Below are 16,037 nucleotides of genomic sequence, written 5' to 3' on the forward strand. Positions count from 1 at the left end.
ATTTTTTACATTATGGAGGATTACCCAAGTGGCTTAAGGGGACGGTTTTGAAAACCGTTAGACGGGTTTCTCGTGCGTGGGTTCAAATCCCACATCCTCCTTTCAAACATCGCGGGATGGAGCAGTTAGGTAGCTCGTCGGGCTCATAACCCGAAGGTCGGTGGTTCAAATCCATCTCCCGCAATATGGTCCATTGGAGCAGTGGTTTATCTCGTCTCCCTGTCACGGAGAAGATCATCAGTTCAAATCTGATATGGACCGTAAGATGGCTCGGTAGCTCAGTTGGTAGAGCAAAGGATTGAAGCTCCTTGTGTCGGCGGTTCGATTCCGTCCCGCGCCATCAGCCTGGAGGAATAGCGAAGTGGCTAAACGCGGCGGTCTGTAAAACCGCTCTCTCTGAGTTCGGCGGTTCGAATCCACCTTCCTCCATAATAGGGATATCGTATAAAGGTAGTACATCGGTCTCCAAAACCGCTAGTGTGGGTTCAATTCCTACTATCCCTGTTTACCTTCATGGCGGAATTGGTGAAGGGGTTAACACACCGGTTTGTGGATCCGGCATACATGGGTTCGAATCCCATATTCCGCCCTAGTATTGGGATATAGCCAAGCGGTAAGGCACTAGACTTTGACTCTATTATGCGCTGGTTCGAATCCAGCTATCCCAATCTGTTATTAAAATAGCTGATGGCGGTGTAGCCAAGTGGTAAGGCAGAGGTCTGCAAAACCTTAATCGTCGGTTCAAATCCGATCCCCGCCTTATGGTTCATTGCTAGAACTATTGATTAATAATTGAATATCATGGCGGTGTGGCGGAATTGGCAGACGCGTCAGACTCAAAATCTGGTGTCCTTTTCGGACGTATCGGTTCGACCCCGATCACCGCTATAAATTAGAAGCAGCTCCCATCTGGGAGCTGCTTTTGTTTTACAATTAATAATTTTGCTTATAAAAATTGCACAAGTAATGCGGAATCTTTATAATACCAGTATATGGAGGTAGGCAAATGAATATTGGTATTTTTACCGATACATATTTCCCACAGATTAGTGGTGTTGCAACATCAATCAAGACACTCAAAGATGCACTTGAGGCTCAGGGACACAATGTATTTATTTTTACGACAACTGACCCACATGTCAAAAAGGGGACAGTTGAAGCTAACGTTTTTCGGTTTAGCAGTATTCCCTTTATTTCGTTTACTGATCGGCGAATTGCTTTTCGTGGCTTTTTTGAAGCTACTAAAGTAGCGCGGGAAGTTAAATTGGATGTTGTCCACACGCAAACAGAGTTTGCACTGGGAATGATTGGCAAATATGTTGCACATCAACTTAAAATCCCGGCAATTCACACTTACCATACGATGTATGAGGATTATCTGCATTACGTTTTGAATGGTCATTTACTTAGGCCATATCACGTTAAGCAATTTACCAATGTCTTTCTCAAAAATATGGATGGCGTGATTGCCCCTAGCGAGCGCGTAGAGGCGTTATTGCATCGCTATGGTGTAACTATACCAATGAGAGTTATTCCGACCGGTGTAGCCGTTAATGAGATGAACCAGAAGCCGACTCGTGACATTCGTCAGGAATTAAGTATCGCTGCCGATAGTCCAGTGTTATTAACGTTAAGTCGAATTGCCGGTGAGAAAAAGATTGACCGCATTTTAAATGTTATGCCGGAAATCGTTGATGAATTTCCTAAGATTCGACTGGTGATTGCTGGTGATGGTCCCGATGTTGCCGTATTAAAGCAGCAAGTTGAGCGGCTAACACTTGAAGATTACGTGATTTTCGCCGGAAATGTGCCGCATGAAGATGTTGGTTCATATTATCAAATGGCGAACCTGTTTGTTTCAGCCAGTGATACAGAAACTCAAGGCCTAACATACATTGAAGCTTTAGCAGCAGGGACTAAGTCTGTTGTCTATGATACGGATTATACGGAACATGTCTTTGATGATCCTGATTTGGGACAGGTTTTTACCAGCCAAAGCGAGATGCTCAAGGAGATTGTGACTTATTTGCAAAAGGGTAATTTTCAAATTCCGCAGGCTAAATTGGATAACAAACTTAAGCAGATTTCGGCAGAACATTTTGGTAATTGTGTTTGTGAGTTTTATCAAGATGTGATTGCTAATTATCAAGAAAAGCGCAAAGAGGATTCAAATGATTAGAATAAATATGTTCTCACAGGCTGCATCAGTTGAGGGGCAGGGCGTTGGCTCGGCCTATAACGAATTATTAAGCCTGTTAAGAACGCGATTAGTTGACGAATTTTATGTGACAAATAACAAATATGGTGCAAGCGACTTAACGCATTACCATACGATTAATCCGACTTATTTTGCTAACAGCTTTTCACACAGCCGCGGCCGTAAAATTGGTTACGTTCACTTTTTGCCGGAAACGCTGGAAGGTTCAATCAAGCTGCCAGGGGTTGCCAAAAACGTCTTTTATCGCTATGTCATTGACTTTTACAAGCGCATGGATCAAATTGTCGTTGTTAATCCGATTTTTATTGATAAATTAGTTAAGTATGGCATTAAACGTGAGCGGGTTAAGTACATTCCTAATTTTGTTTCTAAGGACGAGTTTTATCCCGAGAGTCGAGAACAAAAGGACGCTTTTCGTCATGAATTAGGTATCCCGCGAGACAAGTTTGTGGTTTTTGGTGACGGACAAGTTCAGGAACGTAAAGGTGTTGATGATTTTGCCAAAATGGCACTGGCAAATCCTGATATTCAGTTTATTTGGGCCGGTGGCTTTTCCTTTGGCAAGATTACCGATGGCTACGAGCACTTCAAGGCGCTAGTTGATGATCCGCCGCAAAACCTTAAATTTACCGGAATTATTGACCGGGCAAAATTAGTTGATTATCTAAATATCGCTGATTTGTTTGTTTTACCGTCCTATGACGAGTTATTCCCAATGTCAGTACTGGAAGCCTTTAGTTGTGGTACGCCGGTGCTGTTGCGCGATTTGGACCTCTATCAGGCAATTATTGACGGCTATTACATGAGTGGTCATGATTTTACTGAGATGAATGCTCAATTGCAGCGCGCAGCTGGCGACCAAGCTCTACTTAATAAGTACAGTAAGCTATCAGATTTGGCCAGCCAAAAATACTCTGAAGATCATTTAGCCCAGATTTGGAATGAATTTTATCATGAACAATACGACTTGGGTAAAAAGTTGGGACAGATTCGCTAATGAATAAAAAGCACTTATGGGGCATCCTAATTGTTTTACTTATCAGCGGCGGCGTTCTATTCGTTGACTTAAAGGAGACACCTGTTGCTCAGTTGCGTGCAGCGGCCCAGAATATCAACTTTTGGGGACTTATTGCAGTATTTGGCTTAATGCTTCTGTCGTACGTTTTTGAAGCTAGTATTTTGGCGGTTTTAGCAAAACGCAAAAACGAGCCGAAACGCTCCAGCTGGTCATTTTTGCGGATACCGATAATTCAAGCGCTGTTTAATGCGATTACCCCAATGTCTACTGGTGGTCAACCGTCGCAGTTAGCGGCAATGGTGCAGATGGGAATCGAAGGTGGTCGAGCAACTTCATTGCTATTGATGAAGTTTATCATTTACCAAATCGTGGTTTTTATTGCCTATGTTGTAACGATTATTAGCGGCTTTCACATGGTAGCTGCTAAGTTTGGCGGGTTAGCATTTTTTATCGCCATTGGCTTTTTAATTCACGTTAGTTCTATTGTGCTTCTCTTGGCGGCTTTATTTGCTTATCAGTGGACCAAAAATGCGGCTAACTGGGTGATGAATTTGCTGGCTAAAGTGGTTAATCCTGAAAGGGTGGCTGTTTGGCGGCAAAACACGATGGCGAAGATTGATACCTTTTATCGTGAAAGCCAGGAATTAAAAAAAGAAAAAAAGAAGCTGCTGTTGAGCGCGCTATTTACCGTTTTGCAGCTAGCATGCTTTTACTCAATTCCCTACATGGTGCTGGTGGCACTCAATGTTCCGGCCGATTGGGTCAGCGTCACGCAAATGAATATTATGATTATCATGTTTATGGCAATTATTCCAATTCCCGGTGCGTCTGGTGGGGCTGAATACAGTTTTCAAACACTGTTTTCTACTTTTATCTCGTCAAATGGTACCTTGATTTTGGGAATGTTCTTGTGGCGGTTTGTGACCTACTTCTTTGGAATGATATTGGGAATCTTTGGCTGGATTTTTAAACCACGAAAAATTCCAAGTCCCCCAAATAATTAATTTTTGCTAAAATCACTTTGTTTAATCAAGCTTTAGCGTAGTATATTAGCATGGTGAGAGGAGAATAGAATGACACGGATCAAGTCTTTTTTGCAATGGCTGACAGAAACCAAGCTAGGCTTTTTCATTACTGTTTTAGTTGCCTTTTGGCTGAAAACATATGCAATTTACTTAACGAAATTCAACTTGGGTGCAGTTGGCTCAATGCAGAACTTTTTGCTCCTGCTTAATCCGCTGCCAGCGGGACTATTATTATTAGGGATCGGCCTGTTTTTTAAGGGACGCAAGTCGTATTGGATTATTATTGCGATTGACCTGATATTAAGTCTGTGGCTGTTTGCCAACATCTTGTACTACCGTGAGTTTTCCAACTTTTTGTCCTTATCAATTATTAAGACTTCAGGCTCAACCGCGGATAACTTAGGGAAGAGTATCGTGGGGATAACCCATGTAACCGACTTTTTAGCCTTACTCGATGTTGCAGTAATTATTGGGTTGTTATGCGGTAAAGTCATTAAGTATGATTTGCGGCCGCTTAAACTCAGGTTCAACGTGTTAGTTGAGGTTTTGGCAATTATGATGATTGGTCTAAACCTGAAAATGGCGCAAAAAGACCGGTCGGGATTGTTAACAAGAACATTCGACAACAATTACATTGTTAAGTATCTGGGGATGAACGAGTACGCCGTTTATGATGGTTTTAAAACCGCGCAAACAAGTGCGCAGATGGCCAAGGCAAATGTTTCCGATCTTGGCTCCGTCCAAAAATATTTGAAGGCCAACTATGTAAAGCCTAATCCGCAGTACACCGGCGTTGCTAAGGGCAAAAATGTTCTAGTAATCCACCTTGAGAGTTTTCAGCAGTTTTTAATTGGTTACAAGTGGAAGGGGAAGGCAGTTACGCCTAACCTGAACAAGTTGTACCATGCCAAAGATACCTTGAGCTTTGCTAATTTTTATAACCAAGTTGGTCAGGGGAAGACATCAGATGCGGAAATGATGTTGGAAAATTCACTCTATGGCCTGCAGTCAGGGTCGGCAATGTCAAGTTACGGCACATCGAACACCTTTGAAAGTGCGCCGGCAATTTTAAACCAGCAAGGTGGTTATACGACAGCCGTGATGCATGGTGGTGCAGGTTCGTTTTGGAATCGGAATAACGCCTACAAGCAGTTCGGTTACCAGTACTTTATGCCGCTGTCATATTATCAAAATAAACCGAAGTATTATATCGGTTATGGGTTAAAGGATAAGATCTTTTTTAACCAGTCGATTAAGTACATTGAGCGTTTGCCGCAGCCGTTTTACTTGAAGATGATTACGGTAACGAACCACTATCCGTATGAGATTGACAAGAAAAACCAGTCGATTGATAAAACAGATACGGGGGATGAAACCGTTGATGGTTATGTTCAGACCGCTCATTATTTGGATCAAGCAATTGGGGAGTTAATGCATTGGCTGAAGAAAACTGGGCTTGATAAAAAGACCCTGATTGTGATGTACGGTGACCATTACGGTATTTCCGGCAACCACCATAAGGCTAGTGCCCAATTGTTAAAGCAGGATGAGTTCACCGATTTTGACAATTTGAAGTTCCAACGGGTGCCGTTAATGTTTCATATGACGGGACTTAAAGGCGGCATTGATAAGACTTATGGCGGCGAAATTGATGTTTTGCCAACTCTGCTTAACCTATTAGGAATTAATGACAGGGGCACGATTCAATTCGGCCATGACTTGCTTAGCAAGCAGGAACCACAGATTGTGGCGCAGCGTAACGGCGACTTCATTACGCCGCAATACGCTAAAGTTGGCGGGACTTATTATGATACTAAGACTGGCATGGAAATTGTGGACCCTGATAAGAAGTTGAAGTTGCATTTGATGGCAATTTCTAATCGGGTAACCACGCAGTTATCCTTGTCTGATCGAGTGATTGATGGTAATCTATTGCGCTTTTATAAGCCTAAGTGGTTTAAAAAGGTCAAAGCTAATGATTATGACTATAATAAGGACAAGGCACTAAAGAAGCTGTTTAGTCCTAACAAAACTTCTTTGTGGTACCAAAATCATAAGAAGACGACGCAGAAACAATTTAAGACGGATGCGCCGGAACTTGAAAAATAAATACTCGAAAAAAGCCGTCTTTTATGATAAACTTTGTAAGTAATCGATCTGTATATTGGAGGCAGCGCATTGTACAATTTATTTATGACGCTACTAATTATTGTTTCAATTTTAATTGTTATTGCAACAATGATGCAGCCGCAAAAGCAACAGGATGCATTGAATGCCCTATCAGGCGGCGCAGTTTTTAGTGGCCAAACGAAGAAACGTGGTTTTGAAGCATTTATGGAAAAAGTTACAGCAGTTTTGTTGGTTCTCTTTTTCGCTTTTGCTATTGTGTTAGCTTATTTGTCTTCAAAGTAAGTTTTAGTTCCTCCCGATCAAATGTGTTGGGGAGGACTTTTTTTATATTTTTTAATAAGGAACGGAGATTAGTGCATGGCACAAAACGAAAAAATTTTAGCTAATGTTTTAGAAATCTTTCGCCATAATCCCAAAAAACAATACCAAGTAGAGCAAATTGACAGAATGCTGCGGCGTGATCGCCTCGGCAGTTTTTCTGATATTGTCAAGGCACTCTCCTTTTTGGAACAAGAAAAGAAAATTATTACTGACGGTAATGGTCATTATCAATTAGCCGAAGAGAATACCATTGTTGAAGGGTCATTTCGGGCTAATGATAAGGGCTTTGGCTTTGTCAAACTTGAAGATGAAGAAGCCGATGATATTTTTATTGCCAGCGATTATACCGCGTACGCCGTTGATGGCGACAAGGTACGCGTTAAGATTACTGCTGGTGGTAATCCTTGGAATGGCAAGGGACCAGAAGGTCAAGTTCAGGAAATTATTGAGCGCAGCCTTGACACATTAGTTGGCGAATTTCACCCAATAACTGATGCGCAAGTTAAGGTTAGTCACTTTTTAGGGTATGTTTTGAGTACCAATAAGAAGCTGCATAAGTATCGCGTTTATGTTGGTGAAAATGGCCTGCACCCGCAAATGGGCGACATGGTTAAGGTCTCAATTGCTAACTATCCTAGTGAAGACAATCCGGATTCAATGGCTGGTGTGGTAATCGAGATTATCGGTAACAAGAACGATCCCGGCGTTGATATTATGTCCATTGTTTCTGCACATGATGTTCGTACTGAATGGCCTCAAGATGCAATGGACCAGGCTAATGCTATTCCTGACCATATTGAGCCAGAGGAATGGGATAATCGCGAAGATATTACCGATCAGCCAGCTGTCACAATTGACGGTGATGACTCCAAGGACTTCGACGATGCGGTAGTTTTATGGAAATTACCTAACGGCAATTATCATTTGGGTGTTCATATTGCCGATGTATCTCATTACATCAAGGAAAAAACACCGCTGGACGAGGAAGCTTTTGCGCGCGGCAACAGTACTTATTTGGTTGACCGCGTAATTCCGATGCTGCCATTCCGGTTATCAAATGGGATTTGTTCACTTAACGAAGACCAAGACCGACTGGTTTTATCCTGTGAAATGGAATTTACTCCAGAAGGTGAGCGGGTAAATTACCGGATCCATTCATCCGTGATGCGGTCACATGGTCGCTTAACTTATAACAAGGTTAACCAAGCACTTGATCCTGATAACACTGACGAGTTAGAAGAAAAATATGTTAAATTGCGGCCGATGCTGCAAGATATGGCAGAATTGCACAATGCGTTATATCAAAAGCGTCACCAACGTGGTGCGATTGACTTTGAAGAGCCAGAAGCTAAGATTATTGTCGACGAGCAAGGCAAGCCAACTGATATTGTTTTGCACAATCGGGGCACTGCTGAAAAGATGATTGAATCATTCATGTTGGTGGCCAACGAAACTGTAGCTGAAGACTTCTTTAAAAAGCACGTGCCATTTTTGTACCGGGTTCATGAAACTCCTGATGGTGAACGGATTAAGAACTTCTTTGAATTTTGTAGTGCCTTTGGTTTGGATATTAAGGCTGACCCGAACCACATCAAGCCAATTGACTTGCAAAAGGTAGTTGCTAAGACAATGGGAACACCTGAGGAAGCCGTTGTTCAAATGATGATGCTGCGCAGCTTAAAGCAAGCACATTATTCAGAAGAAGCATTAGGTCACTTTGGCTTGGCTGCGAAATTCTATACCCACTTTACTTCGCCAATCAGACGGTATTCTGACTTGATGGTCCACCGCATGATCCATGCATACAGCGACCAAGGAACTGGTAAGGAAGTTCAGCAGCATTTTGCTAGCTACTTGCCGGATGTTGCCGATCAAACTTCAACTCAAGAGCGAGTTTCAATTGATACCGAGCGAGAAGTTAATGATTTGAAGATGACCGAGTTCATGGCCGATCAAGTTGGCCAGCATTTTGATGCGGTGGTTTCTTCGGTAACAAGTTTTGGGATGTTTATCCAATTGCCAAATACGGTTGAAGGTTTGATTCATATTTCGAATTTGAATGATGATTTTTATAGCTTTAACGAGAAGAGCTTAACCTTAACTGGTCGCGGCACGCATAAGCAATATCGTGTTGGCATGCCGATCAAGGTCACCTTAATTAATGCCAACATTGAGCAGCATCAGTTAGACTTTGAAGTTTATGATCCAAATGCGCCAAAGCATCCACATCATGATCGAGGTAACAATAATCGGCGTCGCGGCAGCCGCGGCTTCCATAACGACCATGGCCATCGCGGCGGTCATAACGGCAGCAGCCGGAATGGTTTCCGTAAGAATGGCAACCATCCGCATTTTAGTAAGTACAAGCATTAGGACTACAAGCCGATGAAAGAAAAAAATGAAAATTTAATCGCGCAAAACAAAAAAGCGCATCATGATTATTTCATCAAGGAAACATATGAAGCCGGGATTGCACTGACGGGAACAGAAATTAAGTCGGTGCGTGCGCGGCGGATTAGTTTGCGTGACGGCTACGTGCAGGTAATTAATGGTTCTGCTTTTTTAGAAAATGTACATATTAGTGAGTATAAGCAGGGCAATCGTTATAATCATGAACCCTTGCGCAGTCGCCGGTTGCTTTTACATAAAAAAGAATTGACGCGACTAGCTAAAGAGCAAGCTGAGCGTGGGGTAACAATTGTTCCACTTAAAGTGTATTTGAAACACGGCTTTGCTAAGATTCTAATTGGTGTTGGTCAGGGTAAGAAGCAATACGATAAACGCGAAACAATTAAAAAACGCGATCAGGAGCGTGAGCTTCGACGCCAATATAAAGTTTAAAAAGAAGTTTGATTAGTTATACTAATCAAACTTCTTTTTGCATATGACAAGATATTGTTAATAGCTAGTTCGACGACTACAATTAGATTTTAAGTAGGCATTGTAATTATTCAATTACCAAAAAAATTATTTTGTGACTGTTATTTTTTGGCATAATCATGTATCATTTATTAATATTGTCATTGTATATATTGCTCATAAGTTAAGCAATAAGATTGTTAAATTGTTTTAGTTGAATATTGGATTAAGCCAAATTTTAGCGGTGGTATAATAGAGTTATGTTGTTTCACTAGAGAAAATAATGTTTAATAAACTAAAATGTTAGGATTTGAATTTTAAATGGAATTTAAGGACGTATATAATCATGAACGCGTGACGCGTAAGTTTTCCAATCGGAAGGTTAACGAGAAGCTGCTTGCGAAAATTATTAAAAAGGCCCAGCTGTCACCGTCATTACTTAATTCACAACCTTGGCGGATATATATGGTAACCGGTGATGCCTTGAGCAACTTGAAAGAAGAAGTCATGCAAAAGATTAAGGAGGGTGTTGACCCGCATGAAGATTTTGCCACGATTTTGTCGCTCAACTGGGATGCCTATCCAAGTCAAAGTTTGGCAACGGTAGGTGCATCACAGCCGTACTTCTACAATAATAAGATAGAGTTGTTTACCCAATCTAATGATACGATGTTTAACGCACAGGATGTAGCATTCATGACAATTCCGCGGACTTCGCCTGCGTGGTCAGTGTTTGACTTGGGTATTTTTGCTCAAAGTATCATGCTTTTGGCACTTGATGAAGGACTGGCAGTGATGCCGGCGCATTCGATGGTTGCTTATCCAGAACTGGTACGCAAGTATGCGGAAATTCCAGAAAATGAGCTTGTGGGTATGGCTATTGGTCTAGGTTATAAAGATAATGCGGCGGAAGTTAATGATCCGAAGTATTACCCAGCAAGATTGCCATTCGAAAAGATTTATAAATTGGTCAAGTAAGATTAATTTTGATGATTAAAAGTGCGCTATTGATGCTAAAATAAAGGATAGAATTTTTTGACAAAAAGGTGACAAATTTTGAGTATAGCCCAAATAATTACTTACTTAATAGCGACTTTGGTGATTTTTGTCTTTGCGGCGTTCTTTGTTGCCGCAGAGTTTGCATTAGTCCAAACTCGATCAAGTCAGCTGGAAGATATGCTGACAAATAATACTGGCAATCGCCGCAAGATAAAGCGCGCGTTGCATATGGTTCACAATTTAAATGAATATTTATCAACCACGCAGGTAGGGACAACGCTTGTGGGGGTTGTTTTAGGTTGGTTTTCTGCTGATACATTCGCAACTTTGTTTGCGGACTTGTTAAATTTAGCACACCTAAATCCTTCACTTGTCCGGTCGGTGAGTGCGCTATTAGGTGTTATCTTACTGACATATTTAGAGGTCGTCATTACGGAAATCGTCCCCAAAAATATTGCCATTGATATGCCGGTTAAAATGCTGCTGAAATTGGCGACGCCACTTCAGGCATTTCATACCTTGGTTTATCCGTTCGTGTGGCTGCTTAATACTAGTTCGAATGGCTTGCTAAAGGTTTTGGGTTTTAAACCTGCTGATGAAGAAAATCAGGTTTATTCACAGTCCGAAATTATCAAGTTATCGCGCAAAGCCGTGCACGGCGGCTCTCTTGATAAAAATGATCTAACATACATGAAACGTGCCTTTGAACTGAACGATAAGGTTGCTAAGGATATTATGACTGACCGGACACGGTTAATTGTGATTGATTCAAGTGATACAATTGCTCAGGCACTAGAAATGTATCTTGAAGAGGGCGCAAGCAGGCTGCCGGTAGTGCGTGATAATAATAAAGACGATATTGTTGGTTATATTTATGCCTTTGATGTGGTTCAACAGAGCCGCATTGATGCTCACGTGCCAGTGACGCGGATTATTCGGACAATGATTACAGTACCTGAGTCGATGCCAATTCAGGATGTCTTGCACTTAATGATTAAGAAGCACACGCCGATTGTCTTGGTTGTCGATGAATATGGCGGTACCAGTGGCGTTGTGACCGATAAAGATATCTATGAAGAATTATTCGGTACAGTTAAGGATGAGATTGACGACGTTTCCGACGATTACATTATTAAGGATGCGGAAGGTAATATTCATGTTTCCGGAAAAACGACCTTGTATGATTTTGAACGCTATTTCAGAACGGATTTAAAGAGTTTTCAAAATAGTGATATCATCACCATTGGTGGTTATATGATGGAACATTATCCAGACTTAAAAAAGGATGAATCCGTTGAGTTTGAAGGATTTTCGTTCACACTAGATAATATTGAGCAGGGCTTTATGCGTTGGTTTATCGTTAAACGGTTAGCTAAAGAGCCTATCATGAATAAAGAAGAATAAATTAGGCTAACAAAAAGCGTTACTTTGATTAAGTAACGCTTTTTTCATTATAAAATTATTTGTTATCAGCCAGCTTGATTACTTCGGGCTTTAAAACGCCGATATATTTGATATTACGAAAGGCATTCATGAAGTCTAGACCATAACCAACGACAAATTCATTGCCAACCTTTGAGCCGTAATATTCAATTTCAACATCAGTAGTACGGTTAGCTTCTTTGTTAAGAAGCACGCAGCACTTAACGCTCTTAGCACCGCGCTCTTTAAGCATGTCTTTCATGTATTTTAAGGTAAGACCAGTGTCGACAATATCTTCAACGATTAAGACATCACGATCCTTAACATCAGTAGTTAGGTCGGTAATCAAATCAACCTTACCTGAAGAAACAAAACCATCGCCATAACTGGAAACGTCCAAAAAGTCGATTTCTTCTTCAACGTCCATTTCACGGACCAAATCAGTTAAAAAGAAAATCGCACCTTTAAGTGCCCCAACAATTAGCGGCTTCTTGCCGGCATAATCTTCAGTCAATTGTTTGCCTAGGCGGACACACATTTGGTGAATATCGTCTTCAGTAAATAATTTATGGTCAATAATTCTATTAATATTGTCGTTTTTTGGCATTTATCTACCCTTCACTTCAACTAATTCAAGATTCCTAATAGACTCGATTATATCATTCTTTTGCATAAAAAGTAGCTAGATTTACACTTTTTACGGGGGTTTGCGCGGATTTAATTGCTAATATTTTACTTAAATTAAAAAATCGCTTTTTATCTGAAAAATAACTTAAATATTTTAATTTTACGTGACTATTTTTGCTACAATATAAGTAAATATTTTTTGCATGAAAGGTTAAGCAGAATGGAAAAAGAACAAGAAATAAAAATGTTAAAAGCTTTTTCGGATGCAAATTCAACTTCAGGATTTGAAGGCGAGTTTGTTAAGTTGTTTACCGAAACAGTCAAGGATTTTGCCAATGTTAAGGTTGATGGCATGTTAAATGCTTATGCTTCTAAGAAGGAAAATAAGGCGGGTCGGCCCGTTATTCAGCTTGATGCCCACTCAGACTCAGTCGGGTTTATCACTCAGGCAGTTAGGCCTAACGGCATGATTAAGTTTGTTCCATTAGGTGGCTGGGTTAAGTATAATATTCCAGCTCTGCGGGTTCGGATTAAAAATCGTGATGGTGAATATATCCCCGGCGTTGTAGCCACTAAGCCACCGCACTTCATGACGGAAGCTGAACGCAATAATGTGCCCGATGTAGCTGATATGTCAATTGATGTTGGTTCGAGTTCACGTGAAGAAACATTGAACGACTATAAGATTGATACTGGCTGTCCAATCTTTGTTGATGTTAAGTGTGAATATAACGAAAAGTCGGGTTTGTTCTTTGGTAAGGACTTTGATGACCGTTTTGGTGCTGCAGCCATGGCTGATGTTTTGGAAACATTAGATGGTGAAGAAACACCATTTAACGTTGTCGCTGCACTGTCAAGTCAAGAAGAAGTAGGCTTGCGCGGAGCTTATGTTACAGCTCGCACTGTTAAGCCCGACTTGGGTATCGTGCTAGAATCTTGCCCAGCTGATGATACCTTCACTCCTGATTGGCTTTCGCAAACTGCCTTAAAACACGGACCAATGATGCGTGACATGGATACGTCATTCTTGCCTAATCCTAAGTTCCAGCAATACGCTTGTGATGTAGCTGATAAGAACCATATTCCTTACACGCGGTCAGTTAGAACTGGCGGCGGCCAAGATGGTGCCGCAATTTATTATGAGAATGGGGCACCGACAATTGTAATTGGTATTCCAGTTCGTTATGAGCATTCACCTTATTGCTTCAGTGCCTACCAAGATTTCAAGGCAGCCGTTGAAATGACAGTGGCAATTATTCGTGATTTAACTACTGAAAAATTAGCTAGTTTCAGCCAATTTTAAGTAAATTTAATATTTTAGTTGCAAAAAATTATTAAACGAGTAAAATAATGTTCCAAAGAAATAATTAGGCGACAGAGAGCGCTTGTTTCGGAGGAATTAAATATGGATACAACTAATGAGCACAGTCATGCACTAACTACAGATCAGAAGTGGACCATCGCGTCGACCTCATCGGGATTTATGTTAGAGAACATGGATGTGCTTTTTCTATCGTTTGCGATGAGTTCGATGATTGCTGACCTGCACCTGTCTGGTGGTGCTGCAGGGCTAATTTCATCGATTACTAATTTGGGGATGTTGTTTGGCGGGATTGCCTTTGGCATGTTGGGCGATAAAATTGGCCGCGTCAAAACTTTCAGTCATACCGTGATTATTTTTGCGGTGGCGACAGCCTGTATGGCCTTTGCCAATAACATCTATTTGATTTATGCTCTCCGTTTTTTGGCCGGAATTGGTGCTGGCGGTGAATATGGTGTTGGGATTGCATTAATTGCTGAAGCTTTTCCGAAGAAGGAAATTGGTAAAATGACCTCAATTGCGGCAGTTGGTGGTCAGGTGGGGGCAATCTTCGCGGCGTTAATTGCGGCATGGATTATTCCAACTGCTGGCTGGCATATGTTGTTCTTGGTCGGTATTGTGCCGGTAGTCTTAACGGTTTTCATTAGAAAACACCTGCATGAAAGTAAGCAATTTTTAACGGCTAAGGCAGAAGAAAAGGGTTCATTGCTAACCAATGTTGCCCGCAAGATGTTTGCAACACCGCGGCTTGCTTGGCAGAGTATTGGCTTGATGATTATGATGACAGTTCAAATCGCTGGTTACTTCGGCTTAATGAACTGGCTGCCAACAATCGTACAGAAGCAATTAAATTTGAATGTTGCCAATTCAAGTTTATGGATGATTGCAACGATTATTGGAATGAGCATTGGAATGATGACTTTCGGTACCATTTTCGATCATTTTGGTCCACGGCGCGCCTTCGGTATCTTCTTAATTGGTTCGGCGATTATGGTCTACACTTTAAGTTTGGCCACCAACATGGTAACTTTGCTTATCATTGGGGCGATTGTCGGCTTCTTCTCTAATGGGATGTTCGGTGGTTACGGTGCGGTAATTAGCCGGCTGTACCCAACAGAAATTCGCTCGAGTGCGAACAATATTATTGTGAATATTGGCCGTGCAATTGGCGGGTTTTCATCAGTTGTAATTGGTATCTTGATGGATCACTACAACTTAACGGTTGTCATGGGCTTCTTATCAAGTTTATACATTATCAGCTTGATAATTATGATTAGCCTGCCTGGATTGAAAAAGCTGGCAAATAATTAGTGAAGTAAAAGAATGGTTTTATAATAATTATCGTTGTGGTATACTACCTATAAATAGATTTTAGTCACTAGGGGTGCGCTTAGCTGAGAATTACCCTTGGAACCTGAACAGGACAATGCCTGCGTTAGGGAAGTGTTTGAATAAGCATTTAACTGTACTCCTTCTGACTTAATAGTTAGTTAGGAGTATTTTTTATGTTCACAAGATCATCAAAATGGAATGTTAAGTCGGTAATTTTGGTCGCGTTGATTGGAATTATTATGGGGGTAATTTATACCTACGGCTTTAATTGGGCTTACAACATTATTAAAATGGCACTGGTTCCTACAGGCTTTGCCCCAGTAACGGACACGGTCTTTTCGGGCTTATGGCTAATGGCAGCACCCTTAGCAATGTATTTTGTACCAACGGCTGGTTCTGGGACAATTGGCGAAGTGTTAGCTTCAATTGTAGAAATGGCAATCGGCGGACAATGGGGTGCGATTACTGTTATTTCAGGACTTATTCAAGGTGCAACTAACGAAATCGGCTTTTTCCCCAAGAAGTCACGTTATCAAGCATTTTCTTGGAAGAGTGTTATGATTGGTGCCTTCTTTGCAGGACTAGGAATTTTTATTCCGTCATATATTCTTTACGGTTGGGGCAAATTTAACATGACGGTTCAGATTGTAATGTTCATTACCAATATGGTTTCGGCGCTTGTCTTTGACGGTGTACTGGTTAAATTAATCGCTAATCTGTTTGATCGTACACTAAAGCCGCGACTGGCATAGATTGAGGTAAATC

At 41.2% G+C, this 16,037-nt stretch carries 13 protein-coding genes, 10 tRNA genes and 1 riboswitch; of the genes, 22 read left to right on the forward strand and 1 reads right to left on the reverse strand.

Going from position 1 to position 16,037, the window contains the following annotated elements; all coding sequences use genetic code 11:
- The first annotated feature begins 14 nt into the window (after window positions 1-14).
- From OZX58_RS01845 to OZX58_RS01935, 19 genes are all read left to right on the forward strand, one after another.
- Window positions 15-101 (forward strand) — tRNA-Ser (locus tag OZX58_RS01845).
- A 9-nt stretch (window positions 102-110) separates the two neighbouring features.
- Window positions 111-184 (forward strand) — tRNA-Met (locus OZX58_RS01850).
- 3 nt (window positions 185-187) lie between these two features.
- Window positions 188-261 (forward strand) — tRNA-Asp (locus tag OZX58_RS01855).
- A 6-nt stretch (window positions 262-267) separates the two neighbouring features.
- Window positions 268-340 (forward strand) — tRNA-Phe (locus OZX58_RS01860).
- Between the two features lie 7 nt (window positions 341-347).
- Window positions 348-429, forward strand: a tRNA-Tyr gene (locus OZX58_RS01865).
- Window positions 430-433: 4 nt separating this feature from the next.
- Window positions 434-504 (forward strand) — tRNA-Trp (locus OZX58_RS01870).
- A 12-nt stretch (window positions 505-516) separates the two neighbouring features.
- Window positions 517-589, forward strand: a tRNA-His gene (locus tag OZX58_RS01875).
- Window positions 590-596: 7 nt separating this feature from the next.
- Window positions 597-668, forward strand: a tRNA-Gln gene (locus OZX58_RS01880).
- A 21-nt stretch (window positions 669-689) separates the two neighbouring features.
- Window positions 690-760 (forward strand) — tRNA-Cys (locus OZX58_RS01885).
- A gap of 43 nt (window positions 761-803) precedes the next feature.
- Window positions 804-888 (forward strand) — tRNA-Leu (locus OZX58_RS01890).
- Between the two features lie 118 nt (window positions 889-1,006).
- On the forward strand, window positions 1,007-2,179 hold the full coding sequence (locus tag OZX58_RS01895; RefSeq protein ID WP_277141238.1) for a glycosyltransferase family 4 protein: 1,173 nt from the start codon (window positions 1,007-1,009) through the stop codon (window positions 2,177-2,179).
- A complete protein-coding gene (locus OZX58_RS01900; RefSeq protein ID WP_277141239.1) occupies window positions 2,172-3,215 on the forward strand; it encodes a glycosyltransferase family 4 protein in 1,044 nt (347 codons plus the stop codon). The genes OZX58_RS01895 and OZX58_RS01900 overlap by 8 nt, the downstream gene beginning before the upstream one ends.
- Window positions 3,215-4,240, forward strand: a complete 1,026-nt coding sequence (locus tag OZX58_RS01905; RefSeq protein ID WP_277141240.1) for a lysylphosphatidylglycerol synthase transmembrane domain-containing protein — start codon at window positions 3,215-3,217, stop codon at window positions 4,238-4,240. The genes OZX58_RS01900 and OZX58_RS01905 overlap by 1 nt, the downstream gene beginning before the upstream one ends.
- A gap of 69 nt (window positions 4,241-4,309) precedes the next feature.
- The gene (locus OZX58_RS01910) at window positions 4,310-6,370 is read left to right on the forward strand and encodes an LTA synthase family protein (protein ID WP_277141241.1); all 2,061 of its coding nucleotides are present in this window, start codon (window positions 4,310-4,312) and stop codon (window positions 6,368-6,370) included.
- 69 nt (window positions 6,371-6,439) lie between these two features.
- The gene (gene secG / locus OZX58_RS01915; protein ID WP_038521563.1) at window positions 6,440-6,673 is read left to right on the forward strand and encodes a preprotein translocase subunit SecG; all 234 of its coding nucleotides are present in this window, start codon (window positions 6,440-6,442) and stop codon (window positions 6,671-6,673) included.
- Between the two features lie 75 nt (window positions 6,674-6,748).
- On the forward strand, window positions 6,749-9,085 hold the full coding sequence (rnr, locus tag OZX58_RS01920; protein WP_277141242.1) for a ribonuclease R: 2,337 nt from the start codon (window positions 6,749-6,751) through the stop codon (window positions 9,083-9,085).
- 12 nt (window positions 9,086-9,097) lie between these two features.
- Window positions 9,098-9,553 (forward strand): SsrA-binding protein SmpB, encoded by a 456-nt coding sequence (smpB, locus tag OZX58_RS01925; protein WP_277131040.1) that lies wholly within the window; start codon window positions 9,098-9,100, stop codon window positions 9,551-9,553.
- Between the two features lie 339 nt (window positions 9,554-9,892).
- On the forward strand, window positions 9,893-10,549 hold the full coding sequence (locus OZX58_RS01930; protein ID WP_277141243.1) for a nitroreductase: 657 nt from the start codon (window positions 9,893-9,895) through the stop codon (window positions 10,547-10,549).
- A gap of 78 nt (window positions 10,550-10,627) precedes the next feature.
- Window positions 10,628-11,974, forward strand: a complete 1,347-nt coding sequence (locus OZX58_RS01935) for a hemolysin family protein (RefSeq protein WP_277141245.1) — start codon at window positions 10,628-10,630, stop codon at window positions 11,972-11,974.
- 55 nt (window positions 11,975-12,029) lie between these two features.
- Here OZX58_RS01935 and hpt read toward each other — a convergent pair whose 3' ends face one another.
- Window positions 12,030-12,599, reverse strand: a complete 570-nt coding sequence (hpt, locus tag OZX58_RS01940; RefSeq protein WP_277141246.1) for a hypoxanthine phosphoribosyltransferase — start codon at window positions 12,597-12,599, stop codon at window positions 12,030-12,032.
- A 240-nt stretch (window positions 12,600-12,839) separates the two neighbouring features.
- Between hpt and OZX58_RS01945 the strand changes: the two genes are divergently transcribed.
- The 3 genes from OZX58_RS01945 to OZX58_RS01955 all read left to right on the forward strand — a co-directional run bounded on the left by OZX58_RS01945 (window position 12,840) and on the right by OZX58_RS01955 (window position 16,024).
- Entirely contained in the window at window positions 12,840-13,922 is a 1,083-nt protein-coding gene (locus OZX58_RS01945; protein ID WP_277131045.1) for a M42 family peptidase, read from the forward strand.
- A 102-nt stretch (window positions 13,923-14,024) separates the two neighbouring features.
- Complete coding sequence (locus tag OZX58_RS01950) at window positions 14,025-15,251, forward strand: MFS transporter (protein WP_277131046.1); 1,227 nt, start codon at window positions 14,025-14,027, stop codon at window positions 15,249-15,251.
- 59 nt (window positions 15,252-15,310) lie between these two features.
- Window positions 15,311-15,399: riboswitch (TPP riboswitch) on the forward strand.
- 46 nt (window positions 15,400-15,445) lie between these two features.
- Window positions 15,446-16,024 (forward strand): ECF transporter S component, encoded by a 579-nt coding sequence (locus OZX58_RS01955; protein ID WP_277141247.1) that lies wholly within the window; start codon window positions 15,446-15,448, stop codon window positions 16,022-16,024.
- Window positions 16,025-16,037: the final 13 nt, after the last annotated feature.

Source organism: Lactobacillus sp. ESL0680 (assembly GCF_029392855.1).
Classification (GTDB): domain Bacteria; phylum Bacillota; class Bacilli; order Lactobacillales; family Lactobacillaceae; genus Lactobacillus.

Excerpts from the sequence above, each read along its gene's own strand:
- OZX58_RS01950 (WP_277131046.1), top strand. The coding sequence starts at position 14,025 with ATGGATACAACTAATGAGCACAGTCATGCACTAACTACAGATCAGAAG.
- OZX58_RS01930 (WP_277141243.1), top strand. The coding sequence starts at position 9,893 with ATGGAATTTAAGGACGTATATAATCATGAACGCGTGACGCGTAAGTTT.
- OZX58_RS01945 (WP_277131045.1), top strand. The coding sequence starts at position 12,840 with ATGGAAAAAGAACAAGAAATAAAAATGTTAAAAGCTTTTTCGGATGCA.
- rnr (WP_277141242.1), top strand. The coding sequence starts at position 6,749 with ATGGCACAAAACGAAAAAATTTTAGCTAATGTTTTAGAAATCTTTCGC.
- OZX58_RS01900 (WP_277141239.1), top strand. The coding sequence starts at position 2,172 with ATGATTAGAATAAATATGTTCTCACAGGCTGCATCAGTTGAGGGGCAG.
- OZX58_RS01955 (WP_277141247.1), top strand. The coding sequence starts at position 15,446 with ATGTTCACAAGATCATCAAAATGGAATGTTAAGTCGGTAATTTTGGTC.
- hpt (WP_277141246.1), bottom strand. The coding sequence starts at position 12,599 with ATGCCAAAAAACGACAATATTAATAGAATTATTGACCATAAATTATTT.
- OZX58_RS01895 (WP_277141238.1), top strand. The coding sequence starts at position 1,007 with ATGAATATTGGTATTTTTACCGATACATATTTCCCACAGATTAGTGGT.
- OZX58_RS01905 (WP_277141240.1), top strand. The coding sequence starts at position 3,215 with ATGAATAAAAAGCACTTATGGGGCATCCTAATTGTTTTACTTATCAGC.
- OZX58_RS01910 (WP_277141241.1), top strand. The coding sequence starts at position 4,310 with ATGACACGGATCAAGTCTTTTTTGCAATGGCTGACAGAAACCAAGCTA.
- smpB (WP_277131040.1), top strand. The coding sequence starts at position 9,098 with ATGAAAGAAAAAAATGAAAATTTAATCGCGCAAAACAAAAAAGCGCAT.